22 protein-coding genes and 2 pseudogenes are annotated in these 23,021 nt (G+C 42.8%); 5 read left to right on the plus strand and 19 right to left on the minus strand.

What is annotated here, in order from left to right:
• Positions 1 to 2 precede the first annotated feature (2 nt).
• Genes M0696_RS15935 through mnhG form a run of 3 tightly spaced genes read left to right on the plus strand, consistent with a single transcriptional unit; the run spans position 3 to position 1,121 of the window.
• On the plus strand, positions 3 to 479 hold the full coding sequence (locus M0696_RS15935) for a Na+/H+ antiporter subunit E (RefSeq protein ID WP_166848885.1): 477 nt from the start codon (positions 3 to 5) through the stop codon (positions 477 to 479).
• On the plus strand, positions 479 to 763 hold the full coding sequence (locus M0696_RS15940; protein ID WP_166848882.1) for a Na(+)/H(+) antiporter subunit F1: 285 nt from the start codon (positions 479 to 481) through the stop codon (positions 761 to 763). The genes M0696_RS15935 and M0696_RS15940 overlap by 1 nt, the downstream gene beginning before the upstream one ends.
• Positions 747 to 1,121: a monovalent cation/H(+) antiporter subunit G gene (gene mnhG / locus M0696_RS15945; protein ID WP_166848879.1), complete on the plus strand. Its 375-nt coding sequence runs from the start codon at positions 747 to 749 to the stop codon at positions 1,119 to 1,121. Before M0696_RS15940 ends, mnhG begins: the two co-directional genes overlap by 17 nt.
• A gap of 38 nt (positions 1,122 to 1,159) precedes the next feature.
• Here mnhG and M0696_RS15950 read toward each other — a convergent pair whose 3' ends face one another.
• The 6 genes and pseudogenes from M0696_RS15950 to degQ form a co-directional block, all read right to left on the minus strand.
• The gene (locus M0696_RS15950; RefSeq protein ID WP_248602148.1) at positions 1,160 to 1,540 is read right to left on the minus strand and encodes a hotdog fold thioesterase; all 381 of its coding nucleotides are present in this window, start codon (positions 1,538 to 1,540) and stop codon (positions 1,160 to 1,162) included.
• Between the two features lie 19 nt (positions 1,541 to 1,559).
• Positions 1,560 to 2,204, minus strand: a complete 645-nt coding sequence (comA, locus tag M0696_RS15955; RefSeq protein ID WP_166848873.1) for a two-component system response regulator ComA — start codon at positions 2,202 to 2,204, stop codon at positions 1,560 to 1,562.
• Between the two features lie 80 nt (positions 2,205 to 2,284).
• Positions 2,285 to 4,584, minus strand: a pseudogene (locus M0696_RS15960) (histidine kinase).
• An 11-nt stretch (positions 4,585 to 4,595) separates the two neighbouring features.
• Positions 4,596 to 4,760 carry a competence pheromone ComX gene (gene comX / locus M0696_RS15965; protein WP_015384519.1) on the minus strand — a complete coding sequence of 55 codons (165 nt, stop codon included), beginning with the start codon at positions 4,758 to 4,760 and terminating at the stop codon, positions 4,596 to 4,598.
• Positions 4,761 to 4,772: 12 nt separating this feature from the next.
• Positions 4,773 to 5,633 (minus strand): polyprenyl synthetase family protein, encoded by an 861-nt coding sequence (locus tag M0696_RS15970; RefSeq protein ID WP_248602149.1) that lies wholly within the window; start codon positions 5,631 to 5,633, stop codon positions 4,773 to 4,775.
• 184 nt (positions 5,634 to 5,817) lie between these two features.
• Positions 5,818 to 5,958, minus strand: a complete 141-nt coding sequence (degQ, locus tag M0696_RS15975; RefSeq protein WP_003220708.1) for a degradation enzyme regulation protein DegQ — start codon at positions 5,956 to 5,958, stop codon at positions 5,818 to 5,820.
• Between the two features lie 221 nt (positions 5,959 to 6,179).
• Between degQ and M0696_RS15980 the strand changes: the two are divergent.
• Together M0696_RS15980 and M0696_RS15985 are read left to right on the plus strand one after the other, a co-directional pair.
• A pseudogene (locus M0696_RS15980) lies at positions 6,180 to 6,242 on the plus strand (hypothetical protein); the annotation flags it as partial.
• Positions 6,243 to 6,418: 176 nt separating this feature from the next.
• Positions 6,419 to 6,787: a YuzC family spore coat inner layer protein gene (locus M0696_RS15985; protein ID WP_166848863.1), complete on the plus strand. Its 369-nt coding sequence runs from the start codon at positions 6,419 to 6,421 to the stop codon at positions 6,785 to 6,787.
• On the opposite strand, the gene pdeH is transcribed toward M0696_RS15985, so the two are convergent.
• The 13 genes from pdeH to essC form a co-directional block, all read right to left on the minus strand.
• Positions 6,763 to 7,992 carry a cyclic di-GMP phosphodiesterase gene (pdeH, locus tag M0696_RS15990; protein ID WP_248602150.1) on the minus strand — a complete coding sequence of 410 codons (1,230 nt, stop codon included), beginning with the start codon at positions 7,990 to 7,992 and terminating at the stop codon, positions 6,763 to 6,765. The two genes, M0696_RS15985 and pdeH, sit on opposite strands and share 25 nt — an antisense overlap.
• Before the next feature lie 136 nt (positions 7,993 to 8,128).
• Positions 8,129 to 9,601 (minus strand): nicotinate phosphoribosyltransferase, encoded by a 1,473-nt coding sequence (locus M0696_RS15995; RefSeq protein WP_014114988.1) that lies wholly within the window; start codon positions 9,599 to 9,601, stop codon positions 8,129 to 8,131.
• 15 nt (positions 9,602 to 9,616) lie between these two features.
• Complete coding sequence (locus M0696_RS16000) at positions 9,617 to 10,168, minus strand: cysteine hydrolase family protein (RefSeq protein WP_166848857.1); 552 nt, start codon at positions 10,166 to 10,168, stop codon at positions 9,617 to 9,619.
• Between the two features lie 96 nt (positions 10,169 to 10,264).
• Positions 10,265 to 10,663, minus strand: coding sequence for a YueI family protein (locus M0696_RS16005; protein ID WP_166848854.1), 399 nt, complete (start codon positions 10,661 to 10,663; stop codon positions 10,265 to 10,267).
• A gap of 70 nt (positions 10,664 to 10,733) precedes the next feature.
• Positions 10,734 to 10,982 carry a YueH family protein gene (locus tag M0696_RS16010; protein WP_248602151.1) on the minus strand — a complete coding sequence of 83 codons (249 nt, stop codon included), beginning with the start codon at positions 10,980 to 10,982 and terminating at the stop codon, positions 10,734 to 10,736.
• Positions 10,983 to 11,054: 72 nt separating this feature from the next.
• The gene (locus tag M0696_RS16015; RefSeq protein WP_166848850.1) at positions 11,055 to 11,276 is read right to left on the minus strand and encodes a spore germination protein; all 222 of its coding nucleotides are present in this window, start codon (positions 11,274 to 11,276) and stop codon (positions 11,055 to 11,057) included.
• A gap of 59 nt (positions 11,277 to 11,335) precedes the next feature.
• Entirely contained in the window at positions 11,336 to 12,445 is a 1,110-nt protein-coding gene (locus M0696_RS16020; RefSeq protein ID WP_248602152.1) for an AI-2E family transporter, read from the minus strand.
• A gap of 443 nt (positions 12,446 to 12,888) precedes the next feature.
• Positions 12,889 to 13,125: a YuzF family protein gene (locus tag M0696_RS16025; protein ID WP_003220677.1), complete on the minus strand. Its 237-nt coding sequence runs from the start codon at positions 13,123 to 13,125 to the stop codon at positions 12,889 to 12,891.
• Positions 13,126 to 13,311: 186 nt separating this feature from the next.
• Positions 13,312 to 13,842, minus strand: a complete 531-nt coding sequence (locus M0696_RS16030) for an HD domain-containing protein (protein ID WP_166848844.1) — start codon at positions 13,840 to 13,842, stop codon at positions 13,312 to 13,314.
• Positions 13,843 to 14,038: 196 nt separating this feature from the next.
• A complete protein-coding gene (locus M0696_RS16035; protein ID WP_222141951.1) occupies positions 14,039 to 14,770 on the minus strand; it encodes a (S)-benzoin forming benzil reductase in 732 nt (243 codons plus the stop codon).
• A 63-nt stretch (positions 14,771 to 14,833) separates the two neighbouring features.
• A complete protein-coding gene (gene essA / locus M0696_RS16040) occupies positions 14,834 to 15,289 on the minus strand; it encodes a type VII secretion protein EssA (protein ID WP_222142445.1) in 456 nt (151 codons plus the stop codon).
• A gap of 31 nt (positions 15,290 to 15,320) precedes the next feature.
• Positions 15,321 to 18,539: a type VII secretion protein EsaA gene (gene esaA / locus M0696_RS16045; RefSeq protein ID WP_248602153.1), complete on the minus strand. Its 3,219-nt coding sequence runs from the start codon at positions 18,537 to 18,539 to the stop codon at positions 15,321 to 15,323.
• The gene (gene essC, locus M0696_RS16050) at positions 18,536 to 23,020 is read right to left on the minus strand and encodes a type VII secretion protein EssC (RefSeq protein ID WP_248602154.1); all 4,485 of its coding nucleotides are present in this window, start codon (positions 23,018 to 23,020) and stop codon (positions 18,536 to 18,538) included. Before essC ends, esaA begins: the two co-directional genes overlap by 4 nt.
• Position 23,021 lies beyond the last annotated feature (1 nt).

Consider the following 23,021-nt stretch of genomic DNA (forward strand, 5'->3'; position numbering starts at 1 on the left):
GCATGGCATTTCAAATTTTATTAAATGTGTTTCTCGCTTTTTGCTGGATGTTCTTGAGCAATAGTCCAAGCACCGCAGGATTCTTCACAGGTTATATTCTGGGAATGCTCTCTCTCTTTTTCTTCCGGCGCTTTTTTACTCGCCAGTTTTATCTTTGGAAAATGATTTCTATCATCAAACTCTTTTTGATTTTTTTAAAGGAACTGTACCTTGCCAATGTCAGTGTGCTGAAATCAGTCCTATCGCCGAAACTGAATATCAGACCGGGCATTTTCGCTTTTAAAACAGAGCTCACGACGGATTGGGAAATCACCCTGCTGTCACTGCTCATTACGTTAACGCCGGGAACCTTGGTAATGGATATTTCAGATGACAGGACGATTCTATATATTCACGCGATGGATATCGAGGATGCGGAAAAAGCCATTTTTGATATTCGCGAGTCATTCGAAAAAGCCATACAGGAGGTGAGCCGCTGATGTTTACACTGATTCTGCAACTCGCACTCGGCATTGTGGCTGTGTCTACCTTTTTGTATGTCATTCGTGTCATTAAAGGGCCGACTGTGCCTGACCGGGTCGTGGCTCTAGATGCAATCGGCATTAATCTGATCGCAATCACGGCGCTTGTCTCCATATTGCTGAACACAAGTGCATTTCTGGATATTATTTTGCTGCTGGGGATTTTATCATTTATCGGAACGATCGCATTTTCCAAGTTCCTGGAGAAAGGAGAGATTATCGAAAATGATCGAAATCGCTAAGGTCGTAGTGGCTGTATTCATTTTGCTTGGCGCACTTGTGTGCCTCGTTGCTTCATTAGGAGTAATTCGCCTTCCTGATGTGTTTACACGTTCTCATGCTGCATCTAAAGGCTCAACGTTAGGCGTCAATATGATTCTGCTTGGTGTCTTCTTCTATTTGTGGTTTGTAACGGGGAACATTTCCGCTAAAATCCTGCTCGGGATTCTCTTTATCTTTATTACGTCGCCTGTCGGGGGACACTTGATCTGCCGTGCTGCGTACAACTCCGGCGTCAAGCTTGATAAGAGAAGTGTACAGGATGACTATAACGGGATCAGAAACTTTGTGATTAAACGAAAAGAGGATTCTTACTTATAAAAATAAGCAGCCGGACAGGCAGAGTTCCGGCTGTTTTTTTATTTCTTGATGACAGCCAGCGTGCATCTGGAGATACAGATCAGCCTCTCTTGCTCGTCATAAATGTGAATTTGATAGACAATAGTCGTTCTGCCTATATGAACGGGTTCGGCTACTGCCTTTACCTTTCCTTCCTTTACGGATTTTAAATGGTTGGCATTAATCTCCAAACCGACACAAGCTTGTGCAGTGTGATCAATCAGGTTCTGCGCCCCTGCGCTAGCCGCGGTTTCCGCCAGAGCTACTGAAGCACCTCCATGCAAATATCCGAAAGGCTGCACCGTCCGATGATCCACCGGCATGACCGCAATGCATCGTTCCGCTGTGTTTTCAACAATCTCAATTCCAAGTGCTTCAAGCAATGTGTGTTTCATATCCATTATATACAACCCCCTTTATTTAAAGTACACCGTCTGATTTCGCAATCAAAACCGCTTCCGTCCGGGAACCGACATTCAGCTTATTGAAAATAGATGTTAGGCTGTATTCAATGGACCGCTTGCTTAAATGAAGTGCATCTGCGATTTCTTGGTTTGTAAAACCCTTTTCAACTTCTTGGAGAATCAGGCATTCTCTAGGTGTGAGCACATCTTGTTCTTTTTGAGAGGAAGGAGCCGGCTTTGTTTTTTGCTGAGTCATTAGCTGTTTAAAGTAAGCAAAATCGACTAAAATTTCTCCGTTGAGTACGTGGTATATGTATTGGGTGATCTTTTCTTTAGATTCCGTTTTGCTGATGGCACCGTGCAGACCCGCACGAATCGCTTCCTCAAAATAATCCTCGACCTCATAACCGGTATAAACGATAATTTTACACTGAGGATTCTCTTGTAAAATCTGTTTAGAAAGCTCCATCCCATTAACCTCGCCGCCTAAATTCAGATCCATTAAAATGAGATCATATGACGAGAAATCATGCTGCTTAATAAACTGTTCGGTCGGTTCAGGACTGAGACAATCAACAGACAGATTCGAATCCGTTTCCAAAATTGTCTTGGTGCCTTCCATGACAGCCGGATGGTCATCAATCACTAGTATCTTTTTCATGTTTTCCTCCCTTTTACTCACTCTTTTCCATTTTATAAAAAAGACTTGGCTTGTGCCAAGTCGTTTCCGTTATAAAACCATTACAATTCGATTTCAATATCAGCCTTAAAGCCCTTTCCTTCACTTGTTTCAATCCGAAGGCGTCCATCTAAAGCCCTGACTCTCTCCTTAATGCCAGAAAGCCCCATACTCATGGAATGCCCATTATTTTTTTCTTGATCAAACCCTACGCCATCGTCCTCATAATGAAGAACGATTTTGTTTTGAATACTGATGAGCATAATCAGTACATCGGTCGCCTGAGAGTGCTTGACCGCATTAGACAGAAACTCTTGAATGATCCGGTACAAATTCAGCTGCGAATCCAGATCAAGCGAAGCCGTAAATCTGCCGGTATTTAAACGGATATGAAACGGAACCCGCTCCTGCTGCTGCGCACAAGCTTCGACAGCGCCTTCACCAGCCCAAGATCATACAGAAGCTGCGGCCGCAGCTCATGACACGTCTCCCTCGTCATCGAAATCACATCAGACATCTGCTCATTCATCTGTACAAGCTTGTCCTGCACCTCTTCCTGACAAGGATTATCGTCCTTCTTAAAATCTGCCAAAAACAGCTCACACTGGCGTTTTAAGGAAATCAAATCCTGAAGAACAGAATCGTGGAGATCGCGGGCGAGATCAGAGCGTTGTTTTTCCTCGATGGTGTACATGAGTTTTTTGAGCCATACTGGGTTTGATTCTTGTTGTTTTATTTCTTCTAAATGACTCATCAGCTCTTCAATTTTCATGACGTTTTCGATCGATACGTTTGTATAAAAAGCCAAGGTTTTCAGCCAAGAAAGTTCTTCAAGTGTGAGGCGGGGCGTATTCATTTTAGATAAACAAAGAATCACAAATGATTTCCCACCGCGTTCACCTATCTTCATGACAAAGCCTTTATTAAATTCAACAATTTTCCCTATTTCGGATGTTACTTTTCTAAATTCTTTTTGATAGACTTTTTCGAATGAATTTACGGTCTCATCATCATATAGCTTAATCCTTCCGTCTGCTGAAACTTCATATACATATGCTCGGCTAACTAGAGAGACCTCAAGTATAGTATTTTTCAGTTCTTCAAATACTTGAGTCAGGGAAGTTGAGTCTCTAATCAGTTGCGTAAATTTATATATACTGTCTTGATAATTGAATTTTTCCGAAACCCTTTTTAATCTAAATTTAAAATCAAGAACTTCTTTATAATAAAACACTGCCACCATAATAATATACATCAGAATCGCAAGTCTGAAATAATAATAATCTCCAGTTGGACTTCCCATTAACTCAAATACAGTAACTAAAATAATTGTGGGCGTTAATGCTAAAATTCCATAATATTTTAACCTACTTAAAATAAAATCCACATTATAAATTTTATTTGTCATAAATTGATAAACCAAAGAAAATGGTATTAGGAACATAAATGAAGCAGCTATAAAAGAAGAAATCCCATCAGTGCTTAAGAATACATAAGGTACTATATATAAAAACAAAAACGGCGAAAAAGATAAAATATTAATTATGGTAAGAACTTTTAAAATATGCGCTTGTTCAGTATCCTTACTTTTAATTAAAATAGATCCAAAATATACGCTCACGATTATAAATGAAATAAAGAACGAAAGTAAATTTATTTTAGGCACATAATGTCTAAAGAAAAGGTGAGTTCGCAACAATTCAAAAACTAGATTTAGTACTGGAATTGCATATACTATGAAAACTTTTTTGTTAAATAACACAGTGCCTAGCTCTTTAAAATACTGATATAAGAAAAGAAGATAGTTAAACATTACAGATGTTAAAGTGAATACCATTATACATCTGCTTAACCAGTCTCCCTTTGCAGATCCACCCGCACTTAAATAAGCTAAAGAAGCAGATAACAAAAAAATGATTAAAATCAAAGCAGAGAGTAGTTTTTTCGATTCATTTATTTTTAGAATGAAGAAACAACAAAATAGACAAGCTATATAAAATATTAGTGGGATCACAAAAGTAGTAAAATTTCCATCATTCATTAAATCAGGCTTAATTTTAACCTTTGCTCCATTTCTCTCGACGACTATTGAGCTCACATGGTTTGAATTATATTTTTGAACTTCAAGAGGACGTTTAACTTTATGATTATTGATACTTTTGATGACGTCCCCTTTTTGTAGTCCTGAATAATAAGCCGTAGAGAACTCCTCAATATTTGTTATTACAACTTCATTGTCTTGATTTTTGGCTACTGCTGCACCAACTAAAAGTTTACTCGAACTTATATACGTTAAATAACTTACATAGACTAAACTCACTAAAATCAAAAAAATTGAAACTTTGTTGTACCATGCCTTCATTTAATAAAGCCTCACGAAGGAACCCAATTACCATTAGTATAAATTTGCAATCCTCTAAAGGCATCAACTATACTTTTCAATTGATCCTTATCTATATTCAATAAAGAGGCTCTACCTTCCATGACCTCATCTAAAACTTCTGGATTTTTCACTAAGTAACCGACTATTTCCTGCATATAAATCCTCCTTTATTTTATGATTCCTGTTATTAATTCTTTTATTTTATTCTCTTGTAATTCTAATCTAGCAATTTCTTTTTTTAGTTTTTGTAATGACAAGTGTTTCATCACAAGTAAATATTGCACTACGCCTGCCTCAGTTAGTTTTTCTTTTATATGTTTGGGATTTAATGATAAGAACAACTCAGCATTTTCATACCAACTCAAGATTTCTACAGAAGCTTCATTAAAACGTTTATTTAAGTATAAGTATGCCAATGTGTTTTTCTTCTGAATAAAATCGTTATTTAAATAATATAAACCTTGGTAATCATTTTCAATTTGTGCAATAATGCCGAGTTCATAAGAATAAGAAGCCACGATTGGATGGTATTTGCCGGTTGCCAGCATTACTCCCATAACACAGGGCAGTGCTGTTAGCGCTCCTGATTTATTTTTGATCATTTCAAGACAGGCTTCTTCAGTTTTCGGCGCATTCACAATATCATCATGCTGGCCTTGAATTGATTGTAATGCAAAATTCAATATCTCTTGTGAAAATTTTGGTTCATGACTAGCTTGGCACATCACTTGTATACTTAGGGTGTAAAGAGCTGTAACTGCATTTAAAGCAATTGACGAGTCAATCTTCATCCAGACAGCACTTCCATTATCTTGATCCTCTAAGTCATCATAAATATCGAATGAGAGTATAAGCAATTCAATTCCGGCAGCTAGCAATTCGATTGCTTTTTGGTCCTGACCGTTAAAAGCTAAATAATGATGAAGAGCCAAATCGGCAAACTCAAACGTATCCTTAGACTCAATAAAATTCTGAAGATATCGTTCCAAGTCCTGATTCATTATTTTTTGGCTTACAATCTCCTTCATTTTCTCCTTGATCCGGACAGAATCTAAACATATCTGCTCAATAACGACTTCCCCCCTCCCATTCCATTTTACTAAATGGGACATTTAAAGGACAGCAGGTTTTTCGTTTTTTAACAATCATATAATACTTTATCCTTTTATTGTATGGGAAGAACGAAAAAAAAGACTTGTTTCCAAGTCTTTTTCACGAAATTTTCATTGCATAATTGTATTTATCGAGCTGATCAATGCTTTTGTTAATGTTTCGTAATGAATCTGTCGTTTCTTTAATATCAAGTTCGAGTCGGAATAACAATTGTTTTACTTCTTCAAGTTTCTTTTCCATCGTTTCCACACTCCTTTTTTTGAAAGATCAATGAATTGTGTATGGTGAACGAGTCCTAGGTATTTGATCTGTTACTAATAGTGTATCTGCTTTCGGCTTATTTTTCACCGAAAAGTATGCAAAAAAGTCCTGCGTGACACCGCAAATCTCAATAGGCCCTTATACTCAAAGGAATCACAACAAGAACGGGACTATCTTTCTATGCGAAAGAGCGTATATATCTGCTGAAATTGAGAAAGATTCTTAATCTCCTTGATTTTAACGTGTTTCGTATTTTTATTAAGTAAGACTATAGTCCTTCGTGCCTGATTTTCAAAATTGAAGATGCGATTCTTGGCGTATCCTGACCGACAAACACCGAAAAGACCGCAACGCTAAAGTTGTGGCCTTTTCGCTTTGTCATATTCGGCAATTAGGGATCTATACATATAGAAACATCCCTTTTATGTGAGGTGCTCCCATGAGATATCATTATCCTTGGTTTTACGCCTATCCGTATGAGATTCGCCGCCCTCCAGCTTCTCCTGCCAATACAGATAACTTTATCCGTTCAGCGAGGGAGGCGTCAGGGCTGTTCGCCGATGCCCAGCTTGTTCTTAACCGCATTGCGGGCTCGCGGGAGCTCTCGCACCGCATCCTGACCTCAGCCGAGCAGTCCGACAAACAATCTGTAAAGCGCCTGATCAAACAAATGGGCGTACGGCATGAAGTGGATACCGTTTTTAATCCCGACGGCATTTACATCAGCCTCATCGGGACGCAAAGCCGAATGATTCTTGCTTTGCGGTGGTCAGAGGACCGCAATCATTTTGCGTCCATCAGATTATGACACCACTCCAGAGCCTCAAGATAACATTCATACGCCTCTTCTTTGTCCAGTTCTTTGCCTAATTCTGTACAGGTGTCCCAGTTGTTGCTTTCAATTAATTTCACAAGCTCAAGCATTTGATAGTAGTCGTTTTGATAGCCTAATAACGCTTGCCCGACTTCATCTTTTAAAGGCAATTCTTGAATAATCTCCTCTATTTCTCGGTGCAGCAGGGTGTCTATGAGAGAAAACATTCCAATCAGCATATAAGAAGCAGGCTGCGGCCTGGATGCTTTTCTCGCCAGCAGTTCACAAAGCTTTGCTCTCATCAAAGAAATCTTAATGATTTCGTGCTTGCTGGAGTGCCCTTTTCTGCTTAAATCCTTAAAGGAAAGAATATATATCCACCGTTTGATTTCATTAAACCCCAGCAGCATAATGGCCTGTTGAATGCTTTCAATTTTCTGGCTCAAACGGCTGTGGGATGAGTTTAAAAATTTTAAGATTTGATAGGACAGTGATAAATCCCGCTCGATGTATTCGGTCACACGCTGTATGTTAGGCTGTTCTTTGCTCAATTCGTTAAGCAGTTCATAGTAAGAATAGAAATGCGTCGACAGGTCATGGCCGCTGATGATGCGCGGTTCGCTGAAAAAGTAGCCCTGGAATAATTGAAAGCCGTCTTGTGCCGCTTGTTTATATTCCTTTCGGGTCTCTACTTTTTCCGCTAAAAAAATCAAGCCTCTGCAGCCGTAGGTTTGCAAAATTTTTCTGCGTTCCATTCGTGTTGTTTTGAGAAAATCAATTTTCAATATATCAATATAGCTCATGAGCTTTTCCAATAAGCATTCATTTTGCGGGTTTATTGCATAAAAATCATCAAGTGCCAGCATATACCCCATTTTTTTCAGCTCTTTGCATCTTGAGATGAGGGCCGGCGTGATCGGTATATCTTCAAGGATTTCAATGACAAGCTGTTTCGGATTGAAGGAGGTGGGAAGATTCGAATACATCAGGCTTTCCGTAAAATTAACAAAACAGCGTTTCCCTTCCGTCAGCTTCTCAATTCCGATATTTAAAAAGCTGTTGATCACCAAATCAGCCGTTGCCTGATCGCCGTCTTTAGCGCTATATACATTCTCTTCGCTTTCTCTATACAGCAGTTCATAAGCAACAACCTGTTCTTTTCTATTAAAAATAGGCTGTCTTGCAACAAACACCCTCATTGATTTATCCCCCCTTACAATACGCGCAGCTTTTCACCCCTAAGTATATCAAATAATTTGACGAAAATTGTCTAAACATGAAAAATAATATATTCAAAAAGAAACTGGCCCTTCGCGAACGAAAGGCCAGTTTTCTTTATTCTTCCTCAAGCTCTTCATCAAGTCTGCTTTTCACTTCGTGAATCCGCTGCATTTTATTGCTCCAGCAGTCCTCACTTAAATCAACCGGATATTCCTCCGGCTTGCTGATTCTCTTATATTCCTCCCACAGCAGGCTGAGGTTATCCTGCACATACTGCTGTATGTCTGAGATCTCAGGGTTTTGGTAGCAAAGAATACCCTTTTCAAAAATCAGCTCATGAAGATCCTTCGCATAAAAATTCGTGACAAATTTGCTGATAAATGTATGAACCGGGTGGAACATTCTGAGCCGCTTCTGATCATTCACCTGCTCATCATAAAGCGCAATATAGTCGCCTTCAGAGTGGTGATTGGACTGATTGATAATGCGGTACACTTTCTTTCTGCCCGGTGTCGTCACTTTTTCAGGATTGGACGAAATTTTGATCGTGTCGACCATTTTCCCGTCTTCTTCAATGGCTACGAGTTTGTAAACCGCTCCGAGAGCCGGCTGGTCATAGGCCGTGATCAGCTTCGTACCGACACCCCAGACATCAATGCGCGCTCCCTGAGCCTTTAAATTCATAATGGTATGCTCATCCAAGTCACTTGAAGCAATGACTTTCGCATCTGTAAATCCTGCTTCATCAAGCATTTTCCGGGCTTTTTTTGACAGGTACGCCAAATCGCCGCTGTCCAAGCGGATGCCGATGAAATTGATGCGGTCTCCGAATTCCTTGGCCACTCTAATCGCATTCGGCATGCCTGAACGAAGCGTGTCATACGTGTCGACTAAGAAAACGCAATCCTTATGCGTTTCCGCGTATTTTTTGAAAGCTGTATATTCATCGCGGTAAGCCTGCACAAGCGCATGTGCATGTGTGCCGGAAACCGGGATATTAAAGCGCTTTCCGGCTCTTACATTACTTGTCGCGCTAAAGCCGCCGATTAAGGCTGCTCTCGCTCCCCACATAGCCGCATCCATTTCATGCGCCCGCCTTGTTCCGAACTCAAGCGCGACTTCATCGCCGATGACGCCTTTAATCCGGGCAGCCTTTGTTGCGATTAATGTTTGGTAGTTCACAATGTTGAGCAAAGCCGTTTCAATCAGCTGCGCTTCTACAAGGGGGGCTTCCACCCTCATAATCGGCTCATTGTTAAATACGAGCTCTCCTTCTTTCATGGAGTAAAGTGAACCTGTAAAAGTTAAACCGCGCAAATATTCAATAAAATCTTCATGATACCCGAGTTCTTCCTGTAAATAATTCAGGTCACTATCCGTAAACTTAAAGTTTTCCAGGTATTCGATGGCTTTTTCCAAGCCCGCAAATACCGCATAGCCGTTTTCAAACGGAAGCCTTCTGAAAAAAAGCTCAAAAATGGCTTTCTTTTCATGAATGCCGTCTCTCCAGTAAGTTTCTGCCATATTGATTTGATAAAGGTCTGTATGTAATGACAGGCTGTCATCTTTAAATCCATACTCTAACACTGTTTTTCCCCTTCCTTACTCTGCCACTTGCGCTCCGATGCTGTTTGCAAAATGGGAAAGAGCCCACGTGTGCCCCTCCTGATTAAAGCTGGCAACAGCCTGTTTGTGCACAACAATCCGGAAACCTTTGTTGTAAGCGTCAACCGCTGTATGCAACACACAAATATCTGTGCAGACACCCGCAAGATGCAGTTCGTCAATCTGCCGCTCTCTGAGTTTGAGCTCTAAATCAGTTCCCGCAAAAGCAGAATATCTCGTTTTTTCCATGTAGTAAACATTTGGTTCATGTTCATGTTTCTGATATAGAGGCAAAAGCTTTCCGTACAGATCTTTTCCTTCCGTGCCTTTCATATTATGCGGAGGAAAAAGACGGGTTTCAGGGTGATATTGATCCCCTTCATCATGAGAATCTACTGCTAATACGACGTAATCACCGTTTGTGATGAATGCTTCAGTCAAATTGACGATCGCCTCTTCAATCATTCTGCCGGGCTTCCCGCAGGTCAATTTTCCGTCACTCGCCACAAAATCATTCGTATAATCAATACAAATAAGTGCTTTTTTCATAGCCGGCCTCCCCGCCATCAGTATGAGAACATTATATCTTATCTCCAGTTGTAAGTGAATTGCCATGAATAAAAAGACAAACGGTCCGTTTGTCTCTTAAGGTTTCAGCACTGACCGGTTAAATATGTCGTCCTGAATATATATCAATTCACGATTCACAGCGATGTCAGCCGCAATGACAAGGCCTAAAGGCGTATGAAACTGAAGATCAGATACAATCTTGAAGTGCACTCCGTTCCGGTTCGCCATTTGGATATAGGGAGAGTAAGACTGATACTGAAGCTCTCCATTAATCAAAAGGGTTATGTTTTTGCTGTTTTTCAGTGCGTTCTCTACTTTTTCATACGGTTTGCTTCTGAGGACCTGTCCTTTCGTCAGTGCCAAAAGCACTCTTTCCCTTAATGAGCCTAAAAATAAATGGCGCTCGTCAGGCTTCGTCTCCAAGGGCCCATACATTCCTTGCTGCAAATAGAGATCCATTTTTTCATCACTCAAAAGCTTGTCCTCCCGTCTTGTTTGTCTTCATTATCACCTGATTAGGCAGGAGCTAAACTTTCAAGGGCAGTTACATTTCTGTTACCCAATGTATGATTTTTTTAGCCAGCTCACCAGCCGGTTCTTCCTCTGTATACCGGCGCAAAGAAGCCTCCAGCCGTTCAAGCAGAGATGCTTTATCTTCTTCATAAGAAATAATCGTGCTCCACTCCAGCTGCGGAACCGCTACAAGCGTGCGCAGTTCTTTTCTGTTTTCATGCAGATACACGTCCGTGATCATTCCGGTTTGCGTATTGATATTCGCTTTTCTGATTTTCATAACATGACCTCTCTATTCAAAGTCTACCCATATTATACAATAAAAAAGCAACAGCCTCTCCTGAAAAGGCTGTTACCCGTTAAACGACACTGTTTCATCAATGATATCGGCATCATTAAAAATCGTTTTACTGTGTTTATTATCGACCTTCATATAATCACCTAATTGAAACGCACCCGATCCTGCGCCTGTGTGATCAACGCTCTTTGGCGAAATCGCAAACACATCCCCAAAGCTGGCCGCTGCATCACCTGATATTGACATAATATAAATCGGACCTACGATCGCAGGCATTTCCCCACCTCCGCATTGATTTACAGCATCATATGCAAAGAGGCGCAAATGGTGCCCGCCTATTCAGCGGACTTGGCTTTTTCTTCAAGGCGTGACCGCTGGCGTAGCTTGATTAAGCGGACAATATTCAGGAAAAATGCCTTCACTACCGCGTAGACCGGCACTGCTAAAATCATGCCGAGAATTCCGCCGAAGCTTCCCGCTCCGATCAACAGCAAAATAATCGTAAGCGGATGCGTATTCAGCCGCTTTCCAATCACGAGAGGAGACAGCAGGTTCCCGTCGAGCTGCTGAACAACGACCACCACAATAATCGCAAACAGCGCTTTGGCCGGAGAGTCCATAAAACCGACAATGACGGCCGGAGCAGCACCGAGAAAAGGCCCGACATAAGGAATGATATTGGTAATCGCCATGACAATCCCAAGAATCAGAGCATACGGCACCCCGGCAATTAAGTAGCCAATAAAACACGCTGTTCCGACAAAAAGACAGATCAACAGCTGTCCCTGAAAATAAGCTGCAAGCGTATCGGATAAATCTTTAAAAATCTTTAAGCCTTCTGTCCGATAAGAAGCCGGAAGAATTTTTACTGCCAGATGCGGAAAGCGGTGTCCGTCTTTCAGCATGTAAAAAAGGATAAATGGAACAGTAATAATAACAAGTGTGATGTTTGTCACGACACCAAACACCGCAGATAAACTGGACGTGATATTTTGCGGCAGGTTTTGGAGAAAGCTTGTCAAAGACTGTTCAATTTTTGATATCGATACATAATCCTGATTCATCATCCAGGTAAACCATTGGGAATGTGACAAATCTTTTGTCAGCGACTGAATCTGTTTTATGTAATCAGGAAGATTGTTAAACAGCCCAGTCACTTGCGATGTAATAACAGGCCCGACTGACGCTGAAACGAAGGCCAGCAAACCGATAAATAGTAAATAGATCAATAGAATGGATAATGTCCGCGGAATTTTTTTCTCAAGCAGGCGGACGACCGGATTAAAAATGAAATACAAAATTCCCGCAATCAGCATCGGGAAAAACAATGTCGAGATAAAAACAATAAACGGCTGAAACACAAATGAAACCTTTGTTGCCACGTAAATAATCAGCAAAACAAATAAAATCTGCAATGTCCAAAAATGGACTTTTGATTTCAACAAGCTTTGTTCCTCCTAGTTTTTCTTTGTCTGTCAGATAAAAGGACTTATACCCCATCATTGTAACAAAAATGAACTCATATCAGAACTCTTAATATAATGAAAGGAGTGTTGGTGATGCAGGCTGTGAAATACGATCTAGATTCGGAACTGGCATCCTCTTTCTCCGAAAAAGAGCGGGAATGTACGGTCAGAGGATGAGACAGCACTGCTCTGTGCCCCGTTTTCCGGGAAACCCCAGGTATATGTAAAGAATGAGCCAAGCTATCACTTTCTTGTCCACCAACAGCTTTCAGTCCGTTCCGGCTATAGTGTACGGTGTCACTTTTTGTTTTTCAGATGCCTGCTATCAAGAATGTGCCGGTTTTGATCTTGGTGAAATGATCAGCGCTTAACTGAAAAATAGGACGTCTCGGTGTACGCCTATTTTTCATGCGCAAGCACTGTTAAACCCGCTCACTGTAATCTGGCGTGACGGAAATCATGTGCTGGATTCTGATCAAACAAACAGAATTTCGGGCACCTTCAATTGTGATATGGTCAGGTTTTACATCGATCAGTCTGCCTCTGACCGTATCTCGTACTGTCTGTATCACGAACCTTGAGCCGATGAGCTTTTTAATGGTCTGATAGACATAAGGATCGACTAAAGAGACCAGTTGCGGACTACCTTGGTTGACCATACTTCAATCCCCTTTTTATGTTTTATCTCAGTTTATGCCGCAATTATGGATAATGACACAGGCTTACCTGATAAAACCAGGGACGCGGGGATTTTAGGAGAATATGTTTGGTAGCGGGTGTAAAGGAAATGGTGGTGAAGCGGAGACAGCGAAGAAAGCTGGCGCTGTTCCGTGAAAAAACGGGACTTATACAGGCTTTATCATGGATGCCTGGGCTTGGTCGATTAATTGGTCCAGCTTTTCTATTTTTTTACGTGCAGTTGAAGGATCGATTTGGCGGTAATGATGGTGGCCGCCCGGCTCTTCATCAAGTTCGTCCGCTTTTTTGACTATCTGCTGAAGCGTGTTTTTCTCTAATTCGCCTTCGGGTAAATAGGAATCGGTATGAAGCAAAATGGCAAGGGCAATCTCTTTAGCAGCTTTCGGTTCCTCGCCCAGCCGAATCAGAAGCTTATGCGCCCGTTCCGCCCCTTTAATGGCATGAATGTCATTTCTTTTGTATTTCTCATAATCCCACTTTCCGTCTGTATACCATTCATAATGGCCGATGTCATGCAGCAGCGCCGCTTTTGCAGCTAAATCAGGGTTGATGTCAGCCTTTATAGACAGCCTGTACGCATGGTAAGCGCAGGCAATTGCATGTGCCACACCGGAACGCTGTAGATATTTTTGTGCAACTGGATGGGTGAAAACATCCATTAATGTAACCTTTCTCATGGAAACCCCTCCTTTAGATATTTTTAGAATCCTAACATAATTTGCAGAGAAACTCAATTCTTATGTCACATCATTTTGTCTTCTTGTCATCATTGTTATACCCTAAAAGCAGAGTTTCAGTCAGTATATGCGGCTGTTCAACATCGTGCGAGGGTGATTGCCTTTTTTATAAAAAAAAGAGCAGAAAATGTCTGCTCTATAAAAACTCTTTCATATCGTAAACGCGTCCGTTTTCCGTGCCTTGTTCTAATAAAGAAAGCAGCGTGCCGGCAATAAAGGACGGGCTGCGAAGGCTTCCTGTTTCATTTAATGTCCGGAAACGTTCAATGTCGTGGAAATCCTTTTTCGATGAAGAACGGATGACAGCTTGCATCTCAGTGTCCATAACACCTGGTGAGAAAGAAATCATGTTCACCGGCAGTTCTTCATCCTCCTGTTCAAATCCAAATGTCCTCGTAAACATGTCGAGCCCGGCTTTTGAGCTGCAATACGCGCTCCATCCCTTATATGGATTTTTGGCGGCGCCTGACGTAATGTTGACAACCGTCTTTTTTCCGCTGTATAAAGCAAACCGTTTTGTAAACAGCTGACTCAAAAGCACGGGCGCAGTCAGGTTCAGCTGATAATGGCGCTGCAGCTCGTCAAGTGACGCTTCGCCGGCGCGTTTGATCGGCGTTACCATTCCGGCGTTGTTGATCAGGGTAATACCTGAGTAATGATCTGGATTGATGGATGACAGCAATGTTTCAAATTGCTGTTCAGCTTGTTCAAGATTGATGAGGTCTATTTGATGCTGCGTCAATTTTTCATGAGAGACATCCGCTTTCGTTCTGGATAAGGCATGGACTTCATGACCCTTCTCTAAAGCCTGTAATGCAATGGCTTCACCCAGTCCTTTTGACGCTCCGGTGATGATATAAAGATCCATTGGAAACCTCCTCCTTCCATTCCTATTGTACGGTACCGCTTTTGCACAACACAAGCACAGAGCCTATGCCTTTTTGTTCTCCTGCGCTATGACTTTTGGGATGAGGAACACAATGCCTGCAATGCCGAGCAGGATTAGCACAACATACATAATCGGAAGCAGCAATGAAGATGTTTCCTGCCTTTCTTCTGTCTCCGTGGATGACGTCTTTGTGATTGGTTTTTCAGCAAACGTAATCCCGAGCTGTTTCGACTGGGCCGCAATCGTGTTGGATTCTTCGGCATTTGTTGATGTAAACAAATCTTTTATCAGCTCGGCGTCCTTGTCCTCGGGCTTATCAAAAGTGATATCCTTCTGTTCCTCAGGCAGTTCTGTTTTCTCTTCATAGTAGGTATCTTCATGCAAATAATTCGTATCAATTTCGATGTCTTTCTTCTCATACTGGTTTGGCGCGATATCTGTATTTTCTTCGGTTTCGGCTGCTACAGCAGAGGGTATGAAAAGGGAAAAGGAGAGCATACAAATCATGATCCCCTTTTCCATGCTGCGATTACGCTTCATACGTTTCATCGCTTTCTGCTGTGTGTTCGGCCATCAGCCGGATGATCAGCGGCAGAGCCGCGGCAATAACCGTAATGATCAGCAGAACCGTTATTCCGATTGTAAACAAGTGTCCTGTACCGTACTGGATGTCGATATATACTTTCGAAACCGGATCTTCAAATGTAAAGTTCGGCATTATCAAATCAATAAGCGGTGCAACGTAGAATAGAATCATTGCCGCTGAGGCAACCCATCCAGGGATCGACCCGAATCTGAATGCTGCTCGGATAAAGGCAGAGCTTGCGACCAGCAATAGAATCGTAAACACCGACCACTTAATCGTCTGATCGTCCGGCAGTGAATAAATATTCAAACCGAACAAGCTGATCATAAGCCCGACAAGGATATTCAAAATTCCGAATAGCGCTCCTTTGACGAGAAGCGGCGCATTTTGGTAATACGAGCTGAAATAGCCGATTAACAGACTGCTGATTAACACAATGACAAGGATGACAACCGGGGGCACCGTCTGGGTTTTTTCTTCCGGTACCTCTCCACTGATTTTAAGCGGATTCGCCAAGTAGTCATATACATAGCCATTGTTTTGCCCGTCTACTAATGTATTTCCCAATATGCCGTAAACGTCACTGCGGACAAGCTTTGTGGAGGCGACATTTTTCCCCCAGTTGTTGTTTAAGGTGTCGGCTTTCGCCTGAACATCATTGACGCTTTGCTGCATATTCGTCGTGTAATCAATAATGCCTGACTGGCGATCAGACAATGACCCCATCATATCTGACATTTGCAGCACTTCCTGGCCGACCGTATCTTGGACACTCAGTGCCATTGTGCCAGACAGCCCGTCATTACTGAACGTCGCAGCTTCTTGCGTTGTGCCTGTTACTAGCTGTTCTGACGCTTTTGCGGCACTTTCAGAGATTTTCGTCAGTTCGTCAAGAACACCTGCTTGAGAGTCACGGATGAAGCCGCTGTAGTCCTCCGTAAATTTGGTCATGCCATCGATGAAGCTGTTAATGTCTTCATCAGTTTGCATCGTGTTGTTTTTCAGATCTTCCCAGCTGGCTGATTCTGCAGGTGTGAGAGCCAGGATGGATTTGACGTTGCCCTGCTGGCCGTCGATGACATTGGTTTTTGCAGCGTTGTCTATCGTTCTGGATAATACAGAGTCATAAACTGATAAATATTTATAGTATCTCATTAAAGCAGAGATGCTTTCTGTATTGATTTCTCCGGAGAATTGAAGCTGATCTTTATTTTCCAGCTCGCGAATCGCGCTGTAAATCCCTTCGAACTCCCTCTTCCGTTTCGCTTCAAGGTTTTCAAGTTTGCCTTCTAGCTTTTTCACTTTGTCTTTCAATTCATCAATTTCATCATTGAGACTATTCATTTGTTCTTTTAGTTCTTCTAATTTCTTTTTCAGTTCTTCATTATGGGCATTTTCTTTTTCTTTGAGCTCTTCTTCAATTTGCTTGATTCGCTCAGACGCTTTGTTGAGCTGTTCTTTTGCTTTTGCGATATCAGAAATCTCATCGTTTCCTGTTTGACCTTCGTCCTCAGGCTGAGTCGTACCACCGTCGCCTCCGGTATCTCCTGAATCTCCGGTTCCGTCCTCATTTGCCAGCTGGATAAATCGAAGGGCTGAGTCAGATGAAGCAGTCTGTTCGACAGATGTGCCAGTGTCGGTTTGTCCGCTGTCTGACTCACCATCAGAGGCTTCGCCATTCTGCTCCTGACCGTCTGTTCCCTGCTGCTGGTCTTGATCCTGAGTATCGCCGTCAGTCCCGGCATCACTATTGTTATCGTCGTTTCCGGTGTCTCCCTGTGTATCATCGGGATCCGTGTTAGTTCCGTCATCAGGTTTTTCCGGGTTGTCAGTGGACGGCTCGTCTGTTCCCGGATCCTCTGGCTTCGGCTCTTCTTTTTCTGGCTCCTTTAGGTTGTCTGAAATGTCCTGAATATCCGCGGCGATGTTTTTCAGTTCTTCACGCTGTTTTTCAAGATCAATTTTCAGTTCTTCAGGATCCTCTTCTTTCGGGTCTTTATCTTTATCATTGTTGTCAGAGCCATCGTCTTCGACTGGGTCGTCCCCTTTCGCAACCGTCAGTGCCTGACGCGCTGGGACAAGCAGTTCATAAACCTGATTTAATGCTGTCTGTCTTGATGCGGCCTGATATTGATTAATTAAATCACTTTGTATCTTCGCCATGCCAAGTTCCTGCTGAGGAACTTGACCTTCCCTAAGTTGCTGGGCATTTGCCAGCACTGTACTTGTTTGTGCAAGCTGTGTTTTCGCTTGGCTGATCCCTGTTGCCAATCCGCTCATGCGTTCGCTGAACTGATTCGCCTTTTGCTGTGCTTGGATGGCATCTAGACCTGTCTGGATTTGCTGCTGTGTTGAATCTTGGGCTGCCATAAGCAGCTTTTTCTGATTTTCTTGATATTCTTTGTATCTTTCAACGGTATCAATGAAATCTTTCAGCGTGTTTTTGGCTTCCTCCGCTGTTGAAGCTTTTTCTTTTGTCGTGCCCTGCGCTTCATTCATTGATTTCTTCAGCTCATCGATTAAGTCTTTTTGCTGTTTGATTTCACCTGCTAAATCATTAGAGCTTGGTTTGTAAAAGTTGTACATGACATTCTGGAATTCAGATTCTTTATTGACGATTTTGTCAAATTCTCCTCTGATGTTGTCCACTTTTTGTGAAACAAAGTTCCAGTATAAGGCCGACATTTTTTTGTTCATTGTCTTTTGGGCATCCTCAAGCTCACGCTGAACTTTTTCTTTGTTGACGGCATTCAGGTTATCTTGAATGCTGAATTCGAGCGTTGCTTTTTGAGGATGGTCGTTGTCATAGCTCAAAATGTTTTTTGAGAAATCTGAGGGAATGTAGACGATCGCATCATATTTCTTTGATGCGAGGCCAGTCTCGGCCGCGCTTCGGTTTACGACTGTCCATGAATAATCAGGACGTTCACCCAGAACGGCCGCTACTTCCTTGCCGAACTGGGCGGATTTGTCCTCTTCATCAGATTTTACCTCATCACTCAATACGCCTGTGTCTTCATTCACCACCGCGATTTGCCGCGTGGAATTGACTGCTTTCTTCGTCGGATCGTCTCCTATAAATCGGAAAAACAAAACCGGCAGCAACAAAATGATGATGACGGCGGATATTAACTTGATCAAGCTTTTTCGTTGTTCTGTCATCTAGCACTCTCCCTTTCTGCAGAACATAAAGGAATTTGAACTTTTTGCTCCTTCCCGTTTTCCACAACATATCCGAAGCCCGGCTGAATCTCAGGCTCCTGTCTTTGGTACGGGAGAGGAATGACATTTTGCTCAGATTTTTTCATCAGCAGAATCGCGTGGCGAATTTGCTTCATCTCTGTCGTCAAGGAGTCATAGCCTTTTGAGAATTCGCTGTGATTTCCGCCCGGGATAAAGCTGAAACCAAGGTGTGCATATGATTTCATGAAGTTTGCCAGACGGTCTTGTATTCTCGTATCAATCGTCTGCTGGAATCTCGTAATCCCGTCAATCATCAGCACCACTTGTGAGAATCGCAGATTTTGCGCGTCTCCTTGGCGGACGGCTTCCACATACATGGCTTCTCTTGTTTTGAAAATGTCTTCTGCTGTTTCGATCCACTGCTCAATATCTTCTTTCGTTTCCAAATATGAGACATCCGATTCCTTCGCATATTGGGATAAGCCGCGGTCAATCGAGTCAAACAGGCCGATCATTTCGGTTTCATCATCAATCAGATGTTCAAGCATTACTTTTAAGACATTTGTTTTCCCGCGCTGGGTCTGGCCTAAAATCAGGCAGTGCTTATGCTTGCCCAAATCAAAGTAGACTGGGCTGACTGTTTCTTCATGAAGCCCGATCGGGACAGATAAAGGCTTGCGTTCCAGCTTGAAGCGTAGGGAAAATTCTCTCGTCGACAGACTCTCAGGCAGCATCGGAATCGGTGCCGGCTGCTCCATAGAAGCAAAGCGCTCCTGAAGATGCTGAACGTCTGATTTCAATCCATTGAACATGCTGATATCATCATCGGCGTCAACAGGCAGGAACATTTGCGCGAAGTAAAGCTCTTCCTTTTGAATGATGACGCGCCCTGGGATCGGTTCAAGATTGAACTTCGGCCGTCCGTAAATGGAATATCCCTCAGATTGATCCATGAGATAATGGACAACCTTTGTTTTCAGGTTATTTAACAATGACTGGCGGACCGCATTAACCCGCGTCGCTGTCAGCATGAAATAGATGCCCAAGCTCTGTCCGTCTCTTGAAAGCTGGACAAATTCCGATTCAAGCTCATGCATCTCATCCTTCACGATGTCAAAATTGTCAATGGTGATGAAAATGAACGGAAGCTCTTCTTCGCTCAGCGCATTGTACATTTTGATGTGGCTGATTTCTTTTTCTCTGAACAGACGTTTACGGCGGTCAATTTCTTCTTTGATTCGAATCATGAACTTTTCAATTTTTCTTGATTGGTCCATCAGGAAGTAATCCGCGGTATGCGGGAGCTTCGCCAATGGCAGAAGCGTTCCGTTTCCGAAATCAAAGATATAGACATGGAGCTCTTCAGGTGTGTACACGTCCGCAAAGCTCATCAGGAACGTTGCGGCGGCAATCGATTTTCCGTAGCCGGAAGAGCCGAATATGCCGATATTTCCGTCTTCCATCATCTTATAAGCAATAGGAGCCTGTCTTTGCAGATCAGGTTCATCGACATACGCGAAGTGGAAATGATCTTTTTCGTCCGATGGGAAGAGTGTGCGCGGGATACGTTCCGCAAGCGGCGGCAACCATGGGCTTGACAGCTTCTCGATTCCCATTTCATCTTGGATGCGTTCAATTTCATCAACTATAGCTTCGATTTCTGTTTGTACGTCTTTTTTCGCGATATCTTCGGTATCCACCTCAGAAAGCGGGATCAGACCCGTATCCGTGACAATCGCAATTTCATCCTCTGTTCCGTAGACTTCCTCTAGGTAAGGCGCACCGCTCCAGGCGGATTGGAACAGCTCATACACTTCATTGTTGCCGACCTGCAAATAACCGCGTCCTGTCACGGTAATGTTTGCGGCATCGCTGTTTTTCAAAATCTCTTTACTGTCGGTGGCATCCTGAACCTTCAGCGCTACTTTAAAGCGCGAGTTACTCCAAATCTGATCGTCGATGATGCCGCCCGGCTTCTGTGTAGCCAAAATCAAATGAACACCGAGACTTCGCCCGATACGCGCGGCACTGACAAGCTCCCTGATAAAATCAGGTTCTTCGCTTTTCAGCTCGGCGAATTCATCAGAAATTAAGAACAAGTGAGGCATTGCCACTTCTGCTTTCCCCTGCTTGTACAGCTTTGTATAGTCATTGATGTGATTGACTTGATACTGGTCAAACAGACGCTGCCTTTTTTTCAGCTCGCTTTTAATGGAAGCAAGCGCCCGCATACTGAAGTTTTTGCTGCCTTCAATATTCGTGATCGTACCGAGTAGATGAGGAATGTTGCGAAACGGCTGTGCCATTCCTCCGCCCTTATAGTCAATTAATAAGAAAGCCGCTTCATGCGGGTGGAAATGCACCGCAAGTGACAAAATGTAGGTCTGGAGAAATTCACTTTTCCCTGACCCTGTTGTCCCTGCAAGCAACCCGTGCGGACCGTGAGCCTTTTCATGAAGGTTCAGATACACAATGTCATCTTTTCCCTTATAGCCGATCGGCACTGACAGCGACTTCGACGATTCACTCGTCAGCCATCTTTGTTGAATGCCGATTTCTTTTACTTCCTTCGCATGGAAAAGCTCCAGGAACGATACCGTCTCCGGAATGGAATTCGTAATGCCGACCTGGTGATTCAGCGTCCGCAGCGTGCGTGAGAACCGTTCGTTGTCCCCGCGCTGATGATGATCCAGGCTGAACGGAATTTTTACCGCTTTTTTCTTCTGTATTAAAATGTCGCCTTCATGCTCATTGATGTAGCGGACAAGAGTCGTAATGTTTTCCGACAAGCTTTCCTTTGTTTCTGCGGCAACAATTGTAGAGATGCCCAGATGCTCGTGCTGTCCTTCTAAATATTCGAGAATGACATGCTCTGAGATCAGCTGCTGATTCGTGATGACAAATACAAAATGCGGTTTGAACTGCAGTTTTTCTTTGTCATCTTCGAGATCGCGCTCTCTGATCAATTCATAAAGTGAAGACAGGAGCTGATCTCGGGTTTGCTCATTATATATAAAACCTTTCGCATAGATATGGGGCATTTGAAATTGCGGAAGCCACTTCATCCACTCCCAGTCTCTATACTCTTCTTCATGAAAAATAAAAACGAATCGCAGATCATGATAGCTGTTGAAGAACGACAGCTGTCCGATCAGCTGATGAATCTCATTTTTCACAATTTGCGATTTACCGACAAGCCCCATTGGACCTTCCGCCAAATCGACCGTAACCGGCGCATTGCGGATATCCTTATAAACACGCTGCATGTGCTGCGATTTTTCCATGAGGTCATCAATATCACGATTGGCCAAGTCTCCGCCACTCATATTGATTTCATAGCTGGAAGGGACTGTTCCCGTCCCCAGCCGCAGCTGGAGATAATCCTTGCTTTCAAGTGATTTTTCCCAGATCCGGTCACTAATTTCACTTGTTAAGTATTTCATTTGTTCAAACGAAGGGAAGTGAAATTCAAGTACCTGCTTTTGCTTTTCAGCTAGCGCCTGAAGCTCTTTCCGCTTATTGTCTAAGTAAAGCTTATACACGCGCTCCCGTTTTTCCTCTCGTTTTTTTCGCTGGTTTTTATCGCGGAAATATTGCACCGTCGAGGTAATCAGGGTCATCATAAACATCGCCAGCGAAACGAGTATGAATATGCCGCGCGGCTGAATGATGGCGACAACGCCCATCACGATCAGCATCACAAGCGGAGGCAGGATGACGAGCCACAGCCCTCTATTGGTTTGATCGCTCTCCTGAGAAGGAAAACTGAAGGATACGCGGTCATCCGGCAGGTCGTACACCATTCGCGGCGTTCTTCTGTACTGCGGATATTTTTTCTGCATCTCTGTGCTCGGTTTGACCGTTTCTGTTAATGCTGTTTCAAACGAGGAAAAATGAACAATTTCTAAAAGATCTTGTTCATTGACTCTCATTTGTGTAAAGTTCCAGAAAATTTCATCCCCCGGCTGGAGCGGTGTATTGGCGATGATTTTCTCTCCGTTCAAGAAGATCGTCCCGCTTTCAGGACGAACCGACCAGCTTACGCCGACACGGAGTAAAGAGAACGTACTTTGTTCGGCAAAAGATAAATCTTGCGGATTCAGATAAATATCTGCATTTGTCTTTTCTGAAGAGCATATGATTTCATCCCGATTCCCCGTAAAATAAACAGATTTCTGAGGCTCACTGCCCGTCAATATCAACCGTATATCCTGCTGATCTGTTTGGAGAGTAAATGATGCATCCGGCTCAATCGTGCCGAGACAATCATTTCCCAGGAAAACTTCGTATTGGCCGCCGGATTCCTTTTGAAGAGAAATCACTCCGCTTTCAAAGGGAATGGTGCCAATCGTAATGGAATCCTTTACATCAGGCCCTATGGTCACCGGATGGGACGACGGGAGGTCAGACAGTTTCAGTTTTTGAACGTTATTTTGGTAAAAAACCCATAATAGACTCAAA

The sequence above is a fragment of the Bacillus rugosus genome (genome assembly GCF_023238245.1).
In the GTDB taxonomy this organism is placed as follows: Bacteria; Bacillota; Bacilli; order Bacillales; family Bacillaceae; genus Bacillus; species Bacillus rugosus.